This window comes from Rhizobium sp. SVR5-2C, from assembly GCF_056755115.1.
Genome location: NZ_JBNDHT010000134.1, coordinates 1 through 19,828, shown reverse-complemented (window position 1 = coordinate 19,828; position 19,828 = coordinate 1). Strand labels below are relative to the sequence as shown.

Sequence of the window (19,828 nt, the reverse complement as noted above, 5' to 3'; positions counted from 1 at the left end):
AGAGATAGGGCCGCGCGAAAAGGTCTTCGCCGCTCCGGCTCATCCCTATACACGTATGCTCCTAGAGGCCGTGCCCTTACCCGACCCAGAACGAAGGTCAGCCAATCGCACTCTGGATACGACGGAACCAAGAAACGCGCTGCGGCCTCTCGGCTACGTCGCCGACAGCACGCCACTACGCCAGGTGTCCGAGGGACATTTCGCGAGGGTATAGGGGTGGCTGTCCTGGGCGTCTTATGTTGTCACCGTCCCTAAATTGGTTATGCTGTTCTTCGGTTCCTTCCCACAATGGAGATAAAGGCGACTACGGCCCGTTTAGACTATATGCGTGGACTTGATCTGGAATCTGCTCGGCTGTTTCTCATTGCCCACCAGGAAGGAAGCCTGACGCGCGCCGCCGAAAAATCCCACATCGCTTTGCCGGCAGTTACAAAGCGCATTCAGGACCTGGAACATCTCTTTGGGGTCACGCTCTTTGAACGACATGCTCGCGGGGTGACGGCAACGCCCGCCGGCGAGGAATTGGCCGTCCACATTCAATCCGTGATGCACCGGCTGAACATCGCCTCGCAAGCCATGAAGGAGTTTGCAGCAGGGAAACGCGGTCAGGTCCGCATCATCGCCACACAGTCTGCAATCGTGGGCGGCCTCGCAGACATCGTCGCCAGATATTCGGCCACGTACCGCGACGTCACCGTCGATCTCAAAGAGGTGAACGGCTGGTCGATTGTTCCCGAAATCGAAAGCGGACGGGCAGACCTCGGTCTCACGATCTCGGTGTTTGACGCGCCAATCGGCATGTCCTCGGATTCTTTCCAGGACGTAAAGCTCGTCGCGATGGTCCCCGCTGACCACCCATTGGCCAGACAGCGTCGAGCCAATTTCGAAGAGATGCTGCAATTCGACCATGTGACCCTAGGACCGCAGAGCGCACTGTGCGCTTTCCTGGTTCAGCAGGCCGCCGAACGGCGACAAACCTTGAGGTATCGGGCCGTGCAGTCGTTTGACGTGATGCGAAGCATGATCGCCGCAAATTTGGGAATTGGCATTATGTCAGAGCTCATGGCCAAGCCGTACGCCAGGAAGCTTGGAACCGTCTGCCTCCCAATCGAAGAGGATTGGGCGGATCGCCAGATAAAAATCTGGTACCGCGAAGACCTGATGACGAGCGCAGCTCGGTCGTTCAAAGATGTTATTCTGGCTTCGAAAAACGGTAAGGCTGCGTTCTGATCGCTGCCTCTTTTTCGTCGCTCCAGCAAGGCTGTTGGCCTCGGCCCGACCGTTCAAAATCTGGAAAGGGTGGTTTAGGGAACTACGAATTGAAAGTCGGGGCGAGCCACCCGAAAAATGGTCCAACAGAAAGTTGGTGGGCCATGAAAATTAAGTCAGTTGTACCGAGCTTTGTAGACAAGTACCTTTTTGTTCAGATCACCACTGAAGACGGGACGACCGGCATAGGAGAATCCGGCGCGTGGGGACACCTCGAGGCCAGCGCCGCCGCGATCGTGAAGTGCGGCGAGTATTTGGTTGGCCGCGATGCCCGGCAGATCGAGCACCACTGGAACGCACTGCAGCGTGCAAGTCATTTCACCGGCGCCGCAATCATGGGCGCCATCTCCGCCATCGACATCGCCCTGTGGGATATCAAGGGCAAGTCTCTCGGTGTTCCGATCTCGGACCTGCTCGGCGGCTCTGTAAGGGACAAGATCCGTCTGTATGGCCACGTCAAGGCGAAGACACCAAAGGAGATGATTTCCGAGGCACTGCTCCGTAAATCTCAGGGCTTCACGGCACTCGGCCACCTCAACCCCTTCCTCGACGAGGACTATAACCGCTATTTCAAGCCCCACGCCCGCAAGATAGACGACGCGGTTGCGGTCATCGCTTCGCTTCGAGAAGCACTCGGGCCTGATGTCGACCTCTGCATCGAATTGCACCGACGATTGACGGTCGCCGAGGCGATCACATTCGCCCGCGAGATCGAACCCTATCGTCCCATGTTCTTCGAGGATCCGCTCAAGCCGAGCAGCCAGGATGCCATGGCGTGGGTTGCCGATCATATCTCTGTACCGATCGCAACCGGTGAGCGCTACTTCAGCTTGCAGATGTTCCAGACGCTGGTAGCAAGAAGAGGCGTCCAATTCCTTCGTCCGTCCATCGGCCTCTGCGGCGGTATCACGGGCGCCAAGAAGATTGCTGCGCTCGCCGAAGCCAATGACATGGACATCATCCCGCACAATCCGCTGTCGCCGCTTAACCTGGCGGCTGAGTTGCAGCTCGATGCGAATGTCCCGAACGTCGCGATCCAGGAGTACCCGTCATCCTCGACCGGCATCCACGGAAACACCGATCTGCCAGCTGCCGCTTTATTCGAAGGGCTGCCAGCACCACAGGATGGTTTCCTTTCGATACCGCAAGGGCCAGGTCTCGGAATCGAGCTCCGCGAGAGGGCGCTCGCGTCCTCACCTAAGGTCGATCGCCCCATCCTTGTGCGGCCCCACCATGACGGCTTCATTGTAGACCAATAGGAGGGCATAGCAGCCGACCGGAGGGTGGGCTGCTTCAATTGCGCGCGCGATTCAAACACAAGGTGGCGATGAGCAAAAACAAACAAGCGGTCGAACTTCGTTGGTGAATTTGTCTGTGATGCAAAAAACCGAAGTCAGCCGTAGCGTGATCGCAGATCGCTGATCTGCATGAGATTAGGGAGGAAAAAATGAAAGCTTTTCAAGCAATAGGATTTGCGGCCGCGACTGCGGTTGCATTGACAGTCGGGGCCGGCGTCGTTGCGGCACAGCAGCCCAACAAGAACATTCGCATCGTGCTTGACGCGGAACCGGACACACTCGATCCTTGCAACACGACACGCAGCACGATCGGCTTCGTGATCCGAAACAACCTCGTCGAGACGGGCACCAAGATCGACGCTGCGACCGGTCAGGTCCAGCCGGGACTGGTCACGGAATGGACCCGGACCGGTGACAGCCAGTGGCGTCTAAAGCTGCGTCCGGGCGTTTCTTTCCAGGATGGTTCCGCCTTCAATGCCGAAACCTTCGTCAAGTCATTCCAGCGCGTGCTGAACCCGAAACTGAACTGCGCGACCCGCAGCTATCACTTCGAGGGAATGAAGTTCACGTTTGATGTCGTCGACGATTTAACCGTTGACCTGAAGACGGACCATCCCGCGCCGCTCCTTCCAGTCATGCTGGCCACGCTTCCGATGGTCTCGCCCAACACGCCGTTTGACGATTTTACCCGTGCGCCTGTCGGCACGGGGCCCTATAGCTTCGCCAGCTGGAAGCCGGGTGAGGGCATCGAGCTTAAGCGCAATGACAAATACTGGGGCGCCAAACCCGAGGTAGAGGCCGTGACCTACCTTTTCCGAAAGGAGTCCCTCGTCCGCGCTGCCATGGTGGCGAGTGGCGAAGCGGATATTGCCCCCGAAATCGCCCCGCAGGACGCTGATAATCCGAAAACCGACTTCTCCTATCTGAATTCGGAAACCATGCGGTTGCGCATCGATGTCGACAAGCCGCCGATGAACGACCTTCGTGTTCGCGAAGCGATGAACCTGGCGCTTGACCGTCAAGCCATGATCGGCTCGATTTACAGCCCACGCTGGGTCTTGGCGAAAAACTACGTCATGCCGACCATCAATGGCTACAACGACACGATCAAGCCTTTCCCCTATGATCCCGATAAAGCGATGAAGCTCATCGCTGAGGCAAAGGCCGACGGCGTCCCGGTCGACAAGGAGATCCTTGTGATCGCCCGACCGAACGTGCCGGCCGGCGCCGAAGGTATGCAAGCGATCTCCGAGATGCTGAACGCGGTCGGGTTCAATACGAAGCCACAGCTCCTCGAAGCAAACGAATATAACGGCTTCTATTTCAAGCCCTTCAACGACAGCACTGCGCTCCATCTTCTCATGGACATCCATGATAATAATACGGGCGACGCCGGTATTACGCTTCTGAACAAGTACCACTCCACTGGTGGAACGTCGAAGACACACGATCCCGAACTCGACAAGCTGATCGACCAGGGCTCTGCAGCCGACAACCCGAAGCGGTCGGAGCTTTACCAGGCGGCATTCGCACGCATCCACGACCAGGCCTATGACATCATGCTCTTCCATCAGGTCGCTGACGCTCGCGTCTCCCCACGGCTGAACTTCAAGCCAACCTCTCGAGGGCGTCTTGACGTCGCTACCATCACGTTCAAGTGAGAATATTTGGGGCGGCGGCGATGCCGCCGTCCCAACAGATTCCGAAGGGTTCGCGTATGTTGCGCTATGTCGTCAAGCGCTTCGCTCAAAGCGTCGCCGCACTTTTTGTTCTTCTCACGGTCGTTTTCTTCCTGACGCGACTGACTGGGGACCCGACCGACCTCTATCTGCCCTTGTCGGCCTCAGAGACGCAGCGTGCAGCCTTCCGGCAAGAACATGGTTTCAACGATCCGGTTCTCATCCAGTTCTCGAGATACATCTCGAACCTCGCGCATGGCGACTTTGGCAACTCCGTCTTCAAGGCCCGGCCTGCGCTCGACGTCGTTCTAGAGGCATTTCCGGTGACGCTGAAGCTCGCGGCTTTTGCTATGTCGATAGCAATTTGCTTGGCAGCGATCCTGGGTTCGCTCGCGGCCTATTGGCCAAATTCGCTTTTTGACCGGCTCGTCAGCATCCTGACGATCGTGACCGCGTCCACTCCGCCCTTCTGGGTCTCGATCGTCGCGATTCTCGTCTTTTCGATGAAACTCGAATGGCTTCCCACGTCGGGCATGGGCAGCGCAAAATACTGGATCCTGCCTGTGGCCGTTCTTGTCCTCGGTCCTGTCGGACTGTTGTCACAGGTGGTTCGGTCCAGCATGATCAGCTGCCTGAACGCTCCCTACGTGAAGACGGCGATATCGAAGGGTGCATCCGGACCGCGCATCATCTTTGTCCATGCACTTAGAAATGCACTCCTGCCGCTCATAACCGTAGCCGGCATCCAGGCAACCGGCCTCATCAACGGAGCTGTTGTCGTCGAAACGATCTTCGGCTTCCCTGGCATCGGCAATCTGATGATCGACTCGGTGCGAAACCGCGACTTCGAACTCACGATCACCTGCATCATCGTTGCCGCCGTCGCGGTCTATCTGATGAACACGATCATCGACATCCTTTACATGCGGCTTGACCCCCGCGTCAGGCTGACTTGAGGGACACCATGCGAAACTATTGGCTATTGCTGAAACAAGACCGCGTGGCTTGCGTGGCGCTCGTATATCTGCTGGTTCTTGTTGTTATCGCAATCATCGGGCCGGCGTTCGTCGATCCATCCTTAAACCGGATGCAGCTAACGGCACGGCACGCGGCACCGTTCCACCTTAATCGATCGTGGGTCTACTTCCTCGGCGCCGATGCGCTCGGTCGGCCGATGATCGTCCGATTGGTCCTTGCTGCCAGGACGACGATCATGATCGCGGCTGCGGCCGTATTGATGGCAATGGTGACGGGAACGTTCATCGGGCTGATTGCCGGCCTGCGAGAGAACCTCTTGAGCGCCGCCTTGATGCGGGGGATCGACGTCCTCCTCAGTATCCCATCGCTGTTGCTGGCAATGGTCGTCCTCTTTGTTCTCGGAGCGCATATCGGCAATGTCATTTTGATCCTCACGATCACCAGGCTTGCCGTGTTCGCGCGGACCGTTCGTGGCGAGTCGCTGGAACTTCGGGAGCGGTGGTTCGTGGCTGCAGCCCGCACCATGGGCGCAGGCGACATCCATGTTCTGAGGCGGCATATCGTGCCTTTGGTCATGCCGACCGTACTCGCCATCGCCGCGCTTGAATTCGCCGTGATCATGCTGGCGGAATCGGCACTTTCTTTCCTCGGTATCGGGGTGCAGCCACCGGATGCAACCTGGGGGTTGCTCGTCGCCGAAGGCCAGCCCTATCTGAAAACCGCCTGGTGGGTGTCGCTTTGGCCCGGCCTCGCAATTGCCTCCATGGCCGTTTCGGCCACCATTATTGGCAACTGGTTCCGCATTGCAAATGACCCGACACTGCGTGTCCGGTTGACGCCCCGTGAGGTGACAGCATGAACACGCCCCTTCTTGAAGTCGATCATCTGTCCGTCGATTTTCAGACCGTCGACGGGCCATTCCACGCAGTGAAAGATATTTCCTTCTCAGTTGAAAAGGGAGAGACGCTCGCGATCATCGGCGAGAGCGGTTCCGGCAAAAGCGTGACCGCTTCGGCAATCTTGGGGCTGCTCGACATGCCGCCAGCCATCATGAGGTCCGGAGACATCCATTTCCGCGGAAAGAGCCTCCTGAAAATGCCACGGGCAGAGCGCCGGGCCGCAGCTGGTCGGGACATCTCCGTCGTGTTCCAGGATCCTCTCGTCCACCTGAACCCTGTCTTTCCGGTTGGCTGGCAGATTGCGGAGGTCTGCCGCATTCATGGCAGCAGCCGGACCGAGGCGGACCGGCGGGCGATCGAACTACTGGGACGCGTCGGCATCTCTAACCCCGAAAAACGCCAAAGGCAGTACCCGCACGAATTCTCGGGCGGTCAGCGGCAGCGGATCATGATCGCCATGAGCATGGCGATGAAACCGGCGCTGCTTATCGCCGATGAGCCGACCACTGCCCTCGACGTGACCGTGCAGGCGCAGATCCTTGACCTGCTCCGCGATATTCAAAGGGAAACCGGCACGTCGATCCTGATGATCACTCACGACCTCGGCGTTGCCGCCGACGTTGCGGATCGTGTGCTTGTCATGCGTAGAGGCGAAATGGTGGAAGCCGGCGCCATTCGGGATGTTTTGCTGAATCCGAAACAGCAATATACCCGCGACTTGATCGCGGCCGGTAAGATGGCGCCTGGTTCCCCCCGGATCCCAGCCGAAAAGATACTGGAGGTGTCCAACGTTTCGCTTCGGTACGGCGAGGTGAAGGTCGTCCACGATATGAGCCTGACACTGCACAGAGGCGAGATCATGTGCATTGTCGGCGAGTCGGGCTCCGGAAAATCGACACTTGCCAGATCAATCCTGCGCTTGATGTCGCCCTCTTCAGGCGAAATCAAATTCCATGGCGCCGATATCACGCAGCTCGATAAAGATGGCATTCGTCGCTATCAGCGGGCGGTACAGGCGGTTTTCCAAGATCCCTATAGCTCGCTCAATCCCCGAATGAAGGTGTTGGACATCATCGCCGAACCCTGGACCATCCAGAAGGATGTCCTCCCACGCCAACATTGGCGCGAAAGAGCGGGAGCGCTGCTGGAAAGTGTCGGCCTTGACGTGAAAGCTCTCGACAAATTTCCCGGTGAGTTCTCAGGCGGACAAAGACAGCGCATTGCGATTGCCAGAGCGCTGGCGATGTCGTCCGAAATCATAGTCTGTGACGAGGCGGTTTCCGCGCTGGACCTCACAGTTCAGGCGCAGGTCATCACGCTGCTGCGCGACCTTCGCGATCGATTGAATGTGGCATTGCTATTCATCTGCCACGATCTCAATCTGGTCCGCAGCTTTGCAGATAGCGTGCTGGTCATGCAGGGCGGCAAGGTGGTCGAGCAGGGGGCGGCAGCGACGCTGTTTGACGAGCCGAAGCATTTCTATACCCAGCGCCTAATCGCCGCGAGCCCGGTCGCCAATCCCGTTGCGCAATCTGATCGCCGGCACGCGCGACAAGCGCTCAACCGCGTCGACAACGCGGCAGGCTTTTAGCCTGGTTGTCGGTGATGTTTTGAAGCGCCGGGGATGACTGGTCGGAAGCTGCTAGCAGCCATGTCTGCGGCCGCCGATCCGCTCACGAGCATCCGGAAGCATCTGCGCACGCCGAACGGCGGCACCGTTGTGGTCGGAGGCGGCAAGGGCGCCGCCCAGATCCACCCAATTGTTCCTCTTTTGGCCAAGAGTATGCTTCATCTCAGCATACAATATCGCCATCTTGGTCGAAAGGCCGATCCGCGTAGGCAGAAAACGGATGAAGTAAAAATCCACTGGTCGTCGAAGCTACCGAGCGACCACCAGTGGATCTATATTGCTAGCGGTGAATAACGCCCAGGCGCGCGAAATGGTCGTAGATCCGTCGCGAATACTCGGCGAGCTCCGGCTCTTCGCCAAGAGCGACCGGACGCGGACGCGGCAGATCAATCTTGATTTCGTCCACAACTTGTCCAGGCGAGGGGGCCATGACCAGTACCCGGTCGCCAAGCCCGACGGCCTCTTCGACGCTATGGGTAATGAAGAGGACCGTTGGCCGCTCCGCAATCCAGAGCTGCTCCAAGTCATGCCGAACCTGAACGCGCGTGAGCGCGTCCAGGGCCCCGAAAGGCTCATCCATCAGCAGCACCGATGGCTTGAGCACCAATGCTCGGGCTAGCGAAACGCGCTGACGCATCCCGCCGGAAAGCTGGCTGGGGTAGCGGTTGGCCGCTTTCGTCAGGCTCAGCCGTTCGAATAGCTCTTCCGCTCGCTTGCGGATCGGATCGAGTGGTAGACCTCGAATGACCCCTTGAAGCAGCACGTTATCCATCGCTGTCCTGAATTCCAGCAGCAGATGGTCCTGAAAGGCAATCCCGACGTCGGTAAGGGCACCAGAGAGTGGTTTTCCGCCGACCTTTATCCGGCCGTTGGTCGGATCGAGAAGGCCGGCGACCATTAGCATCAGCGTGCTTTTGCCACATCCGCTAGGCCCGACGACGGAGACGAACTCGCCTGGCTGGATGTCGATGGTGGTCGGCCGCAACGCTTCAAAGCCTCCGAAGACTTTATTGACGTTGTCGATCTCAATTCGGACTCCGCTCAAGTCTGAGCCGGGGGCGGACGTAGAATAGGATGGCATAACGGACTGCTTCATAGGGATCACTTCAGCGGGCAAGAGCGTAGATCGGTTTCGGGCGGCAGGTAGTCATAGGTATAGTAGCTTGCCGCCTCAATGTTTGGGGGGAGCATCTTGATCTCATTCAAGATTTTGACTGTATCTGACCATTGCTCCGGCGTCGCCTTCCCGACGAACTTTGCACGATTGACACACATCAGATACTTAGTGGCTTCCAACTGAGCAGGAGCCTGTTCTTCCGATGCGTCCGGGAACATTTCCTTCATGGCCGTCACTGCAGCCTTCGGATCGTCAACCGCGGCATACCAGCCCTTCAAGCTCGCGGCAACGAAGGCCTTGGCCTGATCAGGATGTTCCTCCAGGAAGGATTCGGAGGCGATAATAGAGGTCGAGACGGTCGGTGCGCCGTTATCGATAAAGGGAAAGTCGGTCGTCTCCGCACCGAGATCCTTCAGCTGGATGGCGAAGAAGTCGATCGATCCAAGAATGGCATCGACTTGCCCTTGAAGGAGGGCGGCGACCATGGATTCCTTCGGCATGTTCACCTGTTTGACATCGCTGTAGCTCAGGCCGTTGGCTGCAAGAACGAGCGGGAACATCGCAGCTTGCGAACCGCCGTTCGGGATGGCAACCGAATGGCCTTTTAGATCCTTAACGGAATTGATACCCTTTTCCTTGAGCGCGGTTACCTGGTTCGGATTGCCCTGAAGGATCGTGGCAAGAACCTTGATCTTGGCGCCTTCAGAGACAAGCTTCATCACCGGCGCGGCGTCGGCAAAACCTATTTCGCCTTTCCCGCCAGCGATAAGCTGAGCAGTAATTTGCGAACCGTTGCCCGGCTCGATTTTCACGTCAAGACCAGCATCCTTGTAGTATCCGTTCTTGACCGCGAGTTCGAACCCGGCATTGAAGCCAGCAGCGGGATAGTTCAGCCAAAAGGTAAGCGGAGTCAGCTCCGCGGCCGCGAGCGGACTGGCGACAAGCGAAATCATCGCCGCCGCTGCTGCGTGTTTGAGGGGGCTGAGCTTGCCGAATATGGTATGCCTATTCACTGTATTCTCCTCCTTGGTTTTGAAGATGTATCAATCGCGGCTGCGATTGCGACGCCACGGCGTCATGAAATATTCGACGACCTCGACGAGGCTGTTCAGACCGAGGCCGATGATCGTCATGACGAAGAGGATCGCGAAGACTAGCTTTGTATCCATGACGCCTGTTGCTTGTAGCAAGAGAAAGCCAAGGCCCCGGTTGGCGCCGACGAACTCTGCCACAATTGCCGCGGTCGCAGCGATTGTTGCCGAGGTCTTCAGGCCGCCGAAAATGACCGGAAGGGCGGACGGGAAGCGTAGGTAGCGGAAGGTCTGCCAAGTCGTCGCACCCATCGACTTGGTCAGATAGAGGAAGCGCTGGTCCAGGATCTGGAAGCCGGCAATGCTAGCAAGTAGCAGCGGAAAGAAGGTGAGAAGCAGGGTAAGCATCACCTTCGACGTAGGGCCAAAGCCGATCCAGACGACGAAAAGGGGCGCTATGGCGATCTTTGGCACAAGCTGAATGAAGACAAGCAACGGATAGAGCATTCGCTTGGCGGTCGGCGAGAGCGCGATCAACAGGCCGAGTGGAATAGCCGTCACCACAGACAGCGCGAAGCCGAAAATGATCTCTTGGATGGTTACCAGCGAATGAGTCCAAAGGCTCTGACGCTGTTCAATCAGCTCGGGGATAACCGCCTGCGGCGGGGGAAGAAGGTAGGCCGGGATCTCAAAAGCGAGAACCGCAAGCCACCAAAGTACGATCAGGCCAACGAAGACGAGGGCCGAGAGAAAAGCTGAACCCAGCCACCCGGGCATCTTCAAAGCCAAACCATTTCCATTCATTAGAGACCTCCTTCGGCTGTATGGCGATCAGCTGCCTTTGGCCGATCGGCATTGCCGTTCCATGCAATCTTGTTGAAAAAGCTGAGGACAATATCCGATTGCCCCTCGACCATTGCTGCCCCGCCGATATGGGCGCAACCGAGTTCTTCCGCGAAACGCAAAAGCGGCGTGGACGCACGCGGCACGATATCGATGACCGCCACGTCCCCCTTCAAGTCCGCCATAGGAACGGGCAAGCCGTCGTCCGGCGAAAGCCCGATGGGTGTCGCATTGATAAGGACGTCAATGTCGCCCAGGCCCGGACCGGAGGCATCGATACAGCAATTGGGATACATCTTCGCAAGTGTCGACACGAGGGAGACGGCCTTTTCCCCGGCCGCGTCGTGTACGGAAATCGATGCAGCGCCGCTATCGACCAAGGCATGGGCGATCGCACTACCAGCACCGCCGGCGCCCAGCAGCTTGATCCTCGCGCCTGACGTCGATCTGCCGAGGCCATGCACGGCCTGGAGCAGGCCAAGCCCGTCGAACATGCCGCCGGTCCAGCTGCCATCCTTCTCGCGACGCACCGCGTTGATTGCGCCAACGCGCTCCGCCATCGGCTCCAGCTGCGACGCGAAGGCCATCGCTCGCTGCTTGAATGGATAGGTGATGACAATTCCGTCGATATTGGCTGTCGCAAGAAGACCGCGCATGACGGACTCGAAGTCCTTTTCCCGCGCATGCCAAGGCACAAGGACTGCATTCACACCAGCCGCAGCGAGGCGCGCATTGTAGAATAGGGGCGACTTCACCTGCGCGATCGGATCCCCGACGATGGCCAGCAGCCGTGTGGCCCCATCGACCGTGTGTATTAGAGCGCATTGCGAATCAGACATTCAGCCGAATCTCCTCCAAGTCGCCACGGCAGCCACCTTCGGCTGAGCGACCGGTGCCGATTACTTTTTTGGCACGATGTATCCGTTTACATCGCTATCGTTTTATGTCAAGTCCTGATCAATGCAGCGCCCGGGAAATCGTCAAAATACCGCAAAAACTATTACTTTTGGGTTCGAAATTAGCCAGGCGAGCATCTCTTTCTAGGTATCCAACCGTCGCGCATGGTCTGGCTCGCGTCCGCTAATTACATCAGAGGTTAAAGGCAATGTCATCTGGTTACAGGTTTACATCGGCTAAAGCGCGGGGCGGAGCGCTTGTGACCGGAGGGGGAAGCGGCATCGGCTACGCGACTGCCATCGCACTTGCCGAACGTGGTTTTGAGGTCACCGTCGCCAGCGTGGAAGACAGCGCCTTTCTTCCGGAACACATCTCTTATGTTCGCGCCGACATAACCGATATTTCTGAGCACGAGGCGCTGGTGCGGCGGGTCCGCAATCCCGTCTGCCTAGTCAACTGCGCCGGCGTAACTTCACTGGTGCGCGGCGACTTGATGGAACTTACACCATTGAGTTTCGACCGGGTGATGGGAGTGAATGTAAGGGCAACTTTCTTTCTGACGCAAGCCTTTGCTCGGCATATGCTGCAGGCGGACGCTACTGAAAACTATCGCTCGATCATCGTTGTTGGGTCGATCAATAGCCACGTGGTGGGTGAAACCCGGGCCGACTACTGCATGTCGAAATCAGCGGTCGCCATGATGTCTAAGCTATTTGCAGCCAGGCTTGCCGATGACGGCATCATGACCCATGAGGTCCGGCCAGGGATCATCCGCACGCCCATGACGGCAGCGGCGTCTGAGAGATACGATCGGCTCATCGCTGAAGGTGGGATTCCGGCGGGCCGATGGGGCGAGGTCGACGACGTGGCCGGCGCGATCACGGCACTGGCGCTCGGCAGCTTTCCCTACGCGACTGGCACCGCAGTCGATATTGCAGGCGGCCTGCAGATCCATCGCGTTTAGTGGGCCAACGCTAAGCCGTAAGCGGTTACAGACCTATCGCTTAGGTGCCGCGGTTGACTCTCGCAGGATCATTTCGGGTGGGCATTCGAACTGCGTGTCTTGGTCCCGGCTAAGAATCTGGCCGATGATATAGCGGGCAGCGCGGCGGCCGATCTTGTCACTCGGCACACGAATCGTCGTGATCGGAACCGGTAGTTCCGACATGATTTCGATATCGTCATAGCCGGCGATCGAAATGTCGTCGGGGATGGAGAGGCCCATGGCGAGCGCCTCGAGCTCTGCGCCGACCGCGTGGAAGGCGTTACCGCAAATTACCGCCGTCGGCGCAGGCGACGCATTCATCACGCGACGGAAAAGCGAACGGGCTTCCGATATGCTCGCGAGTTCTTTGGCGATCTGATAGGGCCAGGCCGTCAAACCGTGCGCCGCCAAGGCGTCACCGACTCCTGCCAGCCGCTCGGCGGCGCGGTCATTGTTGGTCACTGACTGCCAAATGACGCCAAAGCGGCGATGGCCGAGCCCGATCAAGTAGTTGGTTAAATCGAATAGCGCTCGGCGGTTGTCGGGGCCGATCGAACGGCCATGCGTCTCCTTGCTATAGACGAAGGTATTGATCGAAGGCACCTTCTGCCGATCAAGAAATTTCTGCAGATCAGGATGGTGTTCGTTGCCAACCAGGACGATTCCATCGACCCCGCGTTCGACGAACTTCTTGACTTGCCGCAGCTCCAGGTCAGGATCATATTCCGAACACGCGAGGAGGAGCGTATAGTCCTCCATCAGCAATTCGCTTTGTAGGATATTGGCAGTCCTCGCAAAGTCGCCATGACTGAGAGTCGGGAAGACTGCTCCCACCGCACCGGAGCGCCTTGTTGAAAGGGCGCGGGCCGCAGCGTCTGGAACCCAACCCAAATGTTCGATGACGGCGGATATTCGTAGGCGAAGCTCTTCAGAGACGACTTCGGGTTTGTTGATGGCGCGCGATACGGTCGCCGTTGAGACGCCTGCGGCGCGAGCGACGTCGCGCAGCCCGACTGCAGAGCTGCTCTTTACTGGCTCGGATTTGACCTGAGGGCGAGTACCGGTCTTTGCCGTCCTTTTGCGGGCGGAAATTGGTGTCATCTAGAACTGCCTGAACTGCATATGACTTGCCGGGGATAGTATGACATGCAACCTTCCCCGGCAACTCTGTGATGCAACCGCTTACACAACTTTCTGTTCTTGGACACCAAGTTTTTCCACGCCAAGGCGCATCGTGTCGCCGCGCTTGAGGAAGCGTGTCGGCTTCATACCCAGGCCCACGCCGGGCGGCGTTCCGGTTGTGACAATATCGCCCGGCTCAAGGATCATGTACTGGCTGATATAGGAAACCAGGGTGCGGATCGAGAAGATCATATTGCTGGTCGATGAATTCTGCAAACGTTCGCCATTAACCTCCAGCCAAAGTGACAATCTTTGCGGGTCGCCTACTTCATCTGGCGTGACCAGCCAAGGCCCGATCGGACCGAACGTCGGGCAGCACTTGCCCTTCACCCACTGGCCCTCGCGCTCCAACTGGTACTCTCGTTCGGAGACGTCGTTGCAAATAAAGTAGCCGCCGACGTGGTTTAGGGCTTCTGCTTCCGTGACATAGGAAGCTTTCTTGGAGATGACGAAGGCAATTTCCACCTCCCAATCGGATTTCACTGAGTCTGGTGGGAGCACCACGTCGTCATAAGGGCCGACAATGCAGGAGCGCGCCTTATTGAAAAGGATCGGCTCTTTAGGGATGGCCGCGTCGGTTTCTGTCGCATGATCAGCATAGTTGAGGCCGACGGCGATGAAATTCCCAACTTCCGCGACGCAGGGACCGAGGCGAACGCCATCACTGACAAGCGGCAGGGAAGCGAGTTCTACGCTCTTAAGCGCCTGCTGCAAACTTCCAGCGAGCACTGCGCCGGTGATGTCCTGGACTATACTGGAAAGGTCGCGGACCTTGCCGTCACTGTCGATGATGCCGGGCTTTTCCTGCCCCACTTGGCCGAAACGGACGAATTTCATATTCTCTTCCTCACTCTCTGAAGTTCGAACTGTGTCTAGAGCTGGTTGGTGGAAAGCGCGTATTGCAGCAGGTACGTTCCCTTGCGGTGCGGTTCATCGCACCCGGACGCGCCAAGGCGGTTCGGCAGATCAAGGTCGGCCTGCAGGCGGTCGAGGGCTTCGGGGCCAACAGCCTCAATGAGCAGGATCCACGAGGCGATCTCGTCAGCCTTATCGCGGAGCTTCTTTTCTGCCGTCTGCTGGTTGCTGGCCTTAGGATCGCCCTGCAGAAGATGCGCTCCCACGACGCCAGGGCGATCAAGAGCATCCACGATGATCGCTTGCATAGCCTGCGTGAAGACTGCCGCTGAGTGTGATGTCGACAACTGAAGCGTCATCAACGCCGCTCCCTCGCCCCGGCCGCGGCTGAGCGCAACCGCGCAAATGGTCCGCGAAGTGTCCGTGAAATGCGCCACAACCGATTTCGTCCAGGGGGTAGGTGCATCGAGGCGCGCAAGATAGGTAGGGGAGGAGAGGTCGGCGACGCTCTCTGTCTCATAGAAGTTGAAATATTTCGGATGCCCGTCGAGCGCCACATAGCGGCGGCCGCGCAGGAAGCCCGGGAGGCCGACACGCTCGGGAATATGCTCCCGAACGTGCCATGTGACGAATTCGTCCTCCGCCTCCGGCTTAATGCCATTCCAGATGGCAAGAACCGCTGAGCCCGCGAGTGCCATCACGCGGCACCCTTGGCTGAGGATAGTTTCTTGGCCCAGCGCATAATGTGCTCGCTCACCGCGACAAGCTCATTGTGTTGGTTGAACACCTCAACTTTGGCGACGCTTCGTCCGCGCTCCTTGTCGATCGAGGCGATGGTATAACGCGCGGTGATCGTGTCGCCGAGAATGACCGGCTTGAGGAAGCGCACCCGATCGTAGCCAGCAGAAACGGGGAAATCGCTAAGTCCTTCCTTGTGAATGATATGAGCGATGCTGATCGTCGAGACCGTCGACATGTATCCGACCGTCAACGCGCCATGCGCAATACGTTTGCCGATAGACGATTTCTCCTGCATGTATTGCTCGTTTACATGCGTATCGCTGAAATCGCCGGTGATACCAGCGAAAAGTACGATGTCGGTTTCACCAACCGTTTTCGCGAATGTAAATACCTGACCTAGCTCAACAAAATCCAATCCTGACAGTGCCATATTCGATCCTCCGCTTGTGTCTAATCGGGTTGGCTGGAAGATCACCGCGCGCCTTGACAACGGTGCGGGCGACCGACTATGTATCCGGTTACAACTGATTAGCTCGCCGGTCAATGGCGTGGCTTAAGAATGCTTCTCAAAAAGATTTGGAACGTGTCATGAAACTCATTACGGCCGAAGAAGCGGCGCAGCTCGTTCGCGATGGCGACAATGTCCTGGTCAGTGGGTCTGGAGGCGGTCACGCCATTCCGGAGTTGGTGCTGGAGGCCATTGAGGCCCGCCACTTGCAGGAAGGTAGCCCAAAGGCACTGACGCTTATCCATGTCGTCGGCCTCGGGGATCGTGCTGCCAAGGGGGCGGCGCGATTTGCGCATGCAGGCATGCTTAAGCGCTCGATCACCAGCGCTCTCATTGACTCGCCCGTGCTGATCGACCTCGCCGCGGCCGACAAAATTGAATCCTACACGCTGCCTCAGGGCGTGCTATCGCAGTTGATGCGCGACATGGCTGCCGGTCGGCCAGGGCTGATCACCAAGACGGGGCTACATACTTTCATCGATCCCCGCCAGGCGGGCGGGCGTCAGAGCCCAAGCGCCAAGGAAGATCTCGTCGAGCTAATGACAATCGATGGCGAGGAGTATCTCCGCTTTAAGCCGTTCCCGCTCGACATCGTCTTCCTGCGCGGCTCCACTGCGGACGAGGATGGTAACATTAGCATGGAGCATGAGGCTATCTTCGGGGAGATGCTGTCCACTGCGCAGGCTGCGCGCCGCAGTGGCGGTATCGTTGTGGTGCAGGTCAAGCGTATGGCCAAACGCGGCACATTGCCGGCGAAAACAGTGAAGATCCCCGGCATCCTTGTGGACTACGTGGTCGTCGATCCCGCCCAGAAGCAGACCTATGCGACGGAGTACAGCCCGTCCTATGCCGGGGAATTGCGTGTTCCGCTGCATGCGCTTCGTCGCCTGCCATTCGACCACCGAAAGATCGTTGCGCGCCGTGCTGCAATGGAGATTGTTCCCGGTGCCATCTGTAATCTCGGTGCTGGCATTTCGACAGGCATTTCCGCCGTTGCTTCGGAGGAGGCGGTGTTGGACAACATCATCCTGACGAACGAACAGGGCTTTATCGGCGGCGCGCCGCTCACTGGACCGGACTCGGGAGCGTCGCAGAACTACGACGCCATCGTCGATCAGCCTTATCAGTTCGACTTCTACGACGGGGGCGGTCTCGATATCGCCTTTCTTTCCTTCGCCGAGGTGGATCCGCGCGGCAACGTAAACATCAGCCGTTTCGGCTCCAAGATCGTCGGCGTTGGGGGCTTTATCAATATCAGCCAGAATGCCAAACACATGGTGTTCAGCGGCACCTTCACGTCCGGTGGCCTGGAGCTCAAAACCGGCGACGGTACGCTGGCGATAGCCCAGGAAGGGCGTCACAAGAAATTCGTCAACAGTATCGAGCAGATATGCTACAACGCCGACTTTGCCAGAGAGCAGGGCCGTACAGCGCTTTTTGTCACTGAGCGAGCCGTCTTCAACGTCGTCGAGGGCAGGTTGCAACTGATTGAAGTTGCTCCAGGTATCGACATTGAGCGTGATATCTTGGCTCATATGGCGTTCGAACCCAGTATCTCTCCCAACCTCAAGCAGATGGATGCCCGTCTATTCCGCTCGGAACCGATGAATCTGATCAGTGACATCGAGGCGAACCGGGCTCGTGCTGCGCAGCCTGTACTCCGCACAGGGACGTGAGCGATGACGGCAATTTCGTTTCGCGAGCGGTTGAGCGCCAATATCGCGTTCATGTTTCCAGACCTGCCGTTCTTGGATCGAATCGATGCCGCGGCGGCAGCTGGATTCAAGTTCGTCGAGTGCCACTTCCCCTATGACACGCCGCTCGACACCCTGCTTGAGCGTCTGCGCTCTGCCGATGTGACGATGACCGGCCTCAATACGGCGCCGGGCGACGTTGCGGCCGGTGAGTGGGGCATGGCTGCCCTTCCGGGCCGCGAGACGGATTTCGAACGGGATTTCCAGGAGGCTCTAACCTATGCCGTGGCAGTCGGGGCGCAGGTCATTCATGTTATGGCAGGCGTTGTTGATGAGGGGTCGCTTGCAGCCGCACGAGCCACCTATGTGAAGAATCTGAAGAAAGCAGCGGCCAAGGCAGCTTCGCTAGGCGTCACGCTAATCCTCGAACCGCTCAATAGGCGAGACAAGCCGGGTTACCTAGTGAGCCGGTCAGATGAGGTGGCGGCTTTGATCGCTGAGATCGACATGCGGAACGTCAAGATGCTGTTCGACGTTTACCACGTCCAGATCATGGAGGGCGACCTTACCAAACGGCTTGAACGACATGCGCCGGTCATCGGGCATGTGCAGTTGGCGTCGGTCCCGGAGCGAGTGGAGCCCGAGGAGGGTGAGGTCAGTGTGAGGCATATACTCAGGACGCTCGATCGCATCGGCTACGGCGGCTTGATTGGACTGGAATACAAACCGCGCGGCGATACGGTTGCCGGCTTGTCATGGATCGATCGGATTTGAAGCGCTGGTCTGAGAGGCGCGACGTTTTTTCTTCAGCAATCAGGGATGATAGAGATGCGCATAGCTATTTTGGGTGCCGCGGGAATGCTTGGCCGCAAGCTGGTGGATCGGCTGGCGGCCGAGAGGACGTTGGCGGGTGAGCCGATCACGGGCTTCGTCCTGCACGATATCGTCACACCCTCGGCGCCGATCGGAGATTACGAGATTGAACTGCTTTCCTCGGACTTTTCCGCGGAAGGGGAGGCGGCGAAGATTGTCGCGCTGCGTCCCGATGTGATCTTTCACCTGGCGGCGGTGGTCTCTGGCGAAGCCGAGGCCGATCTCGCAAAGGGTTATCGCGTCAATCTCGAGGGTACCCAAGCCCTTCTTGAGGCGATCCGCGCCGTCGGTAGTGGATACAGGCCTCGTTTTGTCTTCACCTCGTCGCTGGCCGTCTTCGGAGCGCCGCTGCCGGATGTAATCCCCGATGACTTCGTCCTGCGGCCGCTATCGAGTTACGGCGCCCAGAAAGCCATCGGCGAGCTGCTGGTCGCAGACTACAGTCGGCGCGGCATCATCGACGGCATCAGCATCCGGCTGCCAACCATCTGCGTGCGGCCCGGCCGCCCTAACAAGGCTGCATCGAGCTTCTATTCCGGCATCATTCGCGAGCCGTTGAACGGGGAGGAGGCTATCCTGCCTGTCTCCCTCGACATGCGCCACTGGTTCGCCTCGCCAAGGGCAGCCATCGGCTATCTCGTGCGAGCCGCCGAAGTCGCGTCAGATAAGCTGACGGTCCGCAGCCTGACGATGCCGGGTGTATCAGCCACTGTCGCCGACGAGATCGAGGCGTTGAGGAAGGCGGGTGGCGTTGACGCCGTTAAGCTGATCCGCGAAGAGCCCGATCCCGCCATCCATGCGATCGTCAGCACTTGGCCGAAAGCCTTCGACGCTCGCTCGGCGCTCGAACTCGGCTTCATCGCCGATCAGAGTTTCGAGGAAATCGTTGAGATCTACCAGCGAGACGAACTTGGGAAGGCCTGACCGGGCGGGATCTATAGGAGAAACTGATGCTTCTGGGTGTTATCGCTGATGACTTCACCAGTGCAAGCGACATTGCCAATACGCTCGCCAAAGGCCATGGCGACGCGCCGGGCCTGTCGACGACGCAGTTCCTGGGCGTTCCTCAGGGTGCGCCACCCACCGGATGTGAGGCTGGCGTTGTCGCCCTGAAGACTCGATCGGTGCCGGCCGAGGAGGCCGTCGCCGAATCTTTGAAAGCCTTGGCGTGGCTGAAGGCGCAAGGGTGCCGCCAGATCGTTTCAAATTGCTCGACTTCGATTCAACGCGGCAAGGCAATATCGGTCCGGTCGGCGAGGCTCTCGCCAAGGCGCTAGGTGTAAAGGGCGTCGTCGATCGCCGCAAGGCTGGACGGCTTCTTCGCAACGATAGCGCGCGACCTCGTGGAC

At 58.4% G+C, this 19,828-nt stretch carries 21 protein-coding genes; 13 read left to right on the top strand and 8 right to left on the bottom strand.

Features of this window, described 5'->3' with window-relative positions:
* Positions 1–4 precede the first annotated feature (4 nt).
* The 8 genes from ACPYOI_RS28290 to ACPYOI_RS28255 all read left to right on the top strand — a co-directional run bounded on the left by ACPYOI_RS28290 (position 5) and on the right by ACPYOI_RS28255 (position 8,047).
* The gene (locus ACPYOI_RS28290; RefSeq protein ID WP_481423651.1) at positions 5–214 is read left to right on the top strand and encodes an ABC transporter ATP-binding protein; all 210 of its coding nucleotides are present in this window, start codon (positions 5–7) and stop codon (positions 212–214) included.
* Between the two features lie 74 nt (positions 215–288).
* Positions 289–1,230 carry a LysR family transcriptional regulator gene (locus ACPYOI_RS28285; RefSeq protein ID WP_481416748.1) on the top strand — a complete coding sequence of 314 codons (942 nt, stop codon included), beginning with the start codon at positions 289–291 and terminating at the stop codon, positions 1,228–1,230.
* Between the two features lie 143 nt (positions 1,231–1,373).
* Positions 1,374–2,528 carry a mandelate racemase/muconate lactonizing enzyme family protein gene (locus tag ACPYOI_RS28280; protein ID WP_481416747.1) on the top strand — a complete coding sequence of 385 codons (1,155 nt, stop codon included), beginning with the start codon at positions 1,374–1,376 and terminating at the stop codon, positions 2,526–2,528.
* A gap of 188 nt (positions 2,529–2,716) precedes the next feature.
* Positions 2,717–4,228: an ABC transporter substrate-binding protein gene (locus ACPYOI_RS28275; RefSeq protein WP_481423650.1), complete on the top strand. Its 1,512-nt coding sequence runs from the start codon at positions 2,717–2,719 to the stop codon at positions 4,226–4,228.
* Between the two features lie 56 nt (positions 4,229–4,284).
* Positions 4,285–5,202 carry an ABC transporter permease gene (locus tag ACPYOI_RS28270; protein WP_481416776.1) on the top strand — a complete coding sequence of 306 codons (918 nt, stop codon included), beginning with the start codon at positions 4,285–4,287 and terminating at the stop codon, positions 5,200–5,202.
* An 8-nt stretch (positions 5,203–5,210) separates the two neighbouring features.
* The gene (locus ACPYOI_RS28265; protein WP_481423649.1) at positions 5,211–6,083 is read left to right on the top strand and encodes an ABC transporter permease; all 873 of its coding nucleotides are present in this window, start codon (positions 5,211–5,213) and stop codon (positions 6,081–6,083) included.
* Positions 6,080–7,714 carry an ABC transporter ATP-binding protein gene (locus ACPYOI_RS28260; protein WP_481416744.1) on the top strand — a complete coding sequence of 545 codons (1,635 nt, stop codon included), beginning with the start codon at positions 6,080–6,082 and terminating at the stop codon, positions 7,712–7,714. Before ACPYOI_RS28265 ends, ACPYOI_RS28260 begins: the two co-directional genes overlap by 4 nt.
* 60 nt (positions 7,715–7,774) lie before the next feature.
* Entirely contained in the window at positions 7,775–8,047 is a 273-nt protein-coding gene (locus ACPYOI_RS28255; protein WP_481423648.1) for a hypothetical protein, read from the top strand.
* Here the strand turns inward: ACPYOI_RS28255 and ACPYOI_RS28250 are convergent.
* Genes ACPYOI_RS28250 through ACPYOI_RS28235 form a run of 4 tightly spaced genes read right to left on the bottom strand, consistent with a single transcriptional unit; the run spans position 8,034 to position 11,583 of the window.
* The gene (locus ACPYOI_RS28250) at positions 8,034–8,798 is read right to left on the bottom strand and encodes an ABC transporter ATP-binding protein (RefSeq protein ID WP_481416742.1); all 765 of its coding nucleotides are present in this window, start codon (positions 8,796–8,798) and stop codon (positions 8,034–8,036) included. The two genes, ACPYOI_RS28255 and ACPYOI_RS28250, sit on opposite strands and share 14 nt — an antisense overlap.
* A 56-nt stretch (positions 8,799–8,854) precedes the next feature.
* Complete coding sequence (locus ACPYOI_RS28245; protein ID WP_481416741.1) at positions 8,855–9,883, bottom strand: ABC transporter substrate-binding protein; 1,029 nt, start codon at positions 9,881–9,883, stop codon at positions 8,855–8,857.
* 30 nt (positions 9,884–9,913) lie between these two features.
* On the bottom strand, positions 9,914–10,705 hold the full coding sequence (locus ACPYOI_RS28240; RefSeq protein ID WP_481416740.1) for an ABC transporter permease: 792 nt from the start codon (positions 10,703–10,705) through the stop codon (positions 9,914–9,916).
* The gene (locus tag ACPYOI_RS28235; RefSeq protein ID WP_481416739.1) at positions 10,705–11,583 is read right to left on the bottom strand and encodes a shikimate dehydrogenase family protein; all 879 of its coding nucleotides are present in this window, start codon (positions 11,581–11,583) and stop codon (positions 10,705–10,707) included. Before ACPYOI_RS28235 ends, ACPYOI_RS28240 begins: the two co-directional genes overlap by 1 nt.
* Positions 11,584–11,849: 266 nt before the next feature.
* Here ACPYOI_RS28235 and ACPYOI_RS28230 point away from each other — a divergent pair, with 266 nt between their 5' ends.
* Positions 11,850–12,605: a 3-ketoacyl-ACP reductase gene (locus ACPYOI_RS28230; protein WP_481416738.1), complete on the top strand. Its 756-nt coding sequence runs from the start codon at positions 11,850–11,852 to the stop codon at positions 12,603–12,605.
* Positions 12,606–12,638: 33 nt separating this feature from the next.
* On the opposite strand, the gene ACPYOI_RS28225 is transcribed toward ACPYOI_RS28230, so the two are convergent.
* The 4 genes from ACPYOI_RS28225 to ACPYOI_RS28210 form a co-directional block, all read right to left on the bottom strand.
* Complete coding sequence (locus ACPYOI_RS28225) at positions 12,639–13,727, bottom strand: LacI family DNA-binding transcriptional regulator (RefSeq protein WP_481416737.1); 1,089 nt, start codon at positions 13,725–13,727, stop codon at positions 12,639–12,641.
* A gap of 81 nt (positions 13,728–13,808) precedes the next feature.
* Positions 13,809–14,645, bottom strand: a complete 837-nt coding sequence (locus ACPYOI_RS28220; RefSeq protein WP_481416736.1) for a fumarylacetoacetate hydrolase family protein — start codon at positions 14,643–14,645, stop codon at positions 13,809–13,811.
* A gap of 35 nt (positions 14,646–14,680) precedes the next feature.
* Positions 14,681–15,361 carry a hypothetical protein gene (locus ACPYOI_RS28215; RefSeq protein WP_481416735.1) on the bottom strand — a complete coding sequence of 227 codons (681 nt, stop codon included), beginning with the start codon at positions 15,359–15,361 and terminating at the stop codon, positions 14,681–14,683.
* The gene (locus ACPYOI_RS28210; protein ID WP_481416734.1) at positions 15,361–15,834 is read right to left on the bottom strand and encodes a MaoC family dehydratase; all 474 of its coding nucleotides are present in this window, start codon (positions 15,832–15,834) and stop codon (positions 15,361–15,363) included. The genes ACPYOI_RS28215 and ACPYOI_RS28210 overlap by 1 nt, the downstream gene beginning before the upstream one ends.
* Before the next feature lie 158 nt (positions 15,835–15,992).
* Between ACPYOI_RS28210 and ACPYOI_RS28205 the strand changes: the two genes are divergently transcribed.
* Genes ACPYOI_RS28205 through ACPYOI_RS28190 form a run of 4 tightly spaced genes read left to right on the top strand, consistent with a single transcriptional unit; the run spans position 15,993 to position 19,756 of the window.
* Positions 15,993–17,588, top strand: a complete 1,596-nt coding sequence (locus tag ACPYOI_RS28205; protein ID WP_481416733.1) for an acyl CoA:acetate/3-ketoacid CoA transferase — start codon at positions 15,993–15,995, stop codon at positions 17,586–17,588.
* 3 nt (positions 17,589–17,591) lie between these two features.
* Positions 17,592–18,380: a hydroxypyruvate isomerase family protein gene (locus ACPYOI_RS28200; RefSeq protein WP_481416732.1), complete on the top strand. Its 789-nt coding sequence runs from the start codon at positions 17,592–17,594 to the stop codon at positions 18,378–18,380.
* Positions 18,381–18,434: 54 nt separating this feature from the next.
* The gene (gene denD, locus ACPYOI_RS28195; RefSeq protein WP_481416731.1) at positions 18,435–19,403 is read left to right on the top strand and encodes a D-erythronate dehydrogenase; all 969 of its coding nucleotides are present in this window, start codon (positions 18,435–18,437) and stop codon (positions 19,401–19,403) included.
* Between the two features lie 26 nt (positions 19,404–19,429).
* Positions 19,430–19,756: a four-carbon acid sugar kinase family protein gene (locus ACPYOI_RS28190; protein ID WP_481423647.1), complete on the top strand. Its 327-nt coding sequence runs from the start codon at positions 19,430–19,432 to the stop codon at positions 19,754–19,756.
* The last annotated feature ends 72 nt before the right edge of the window (positions 19,757–19,828 follow it).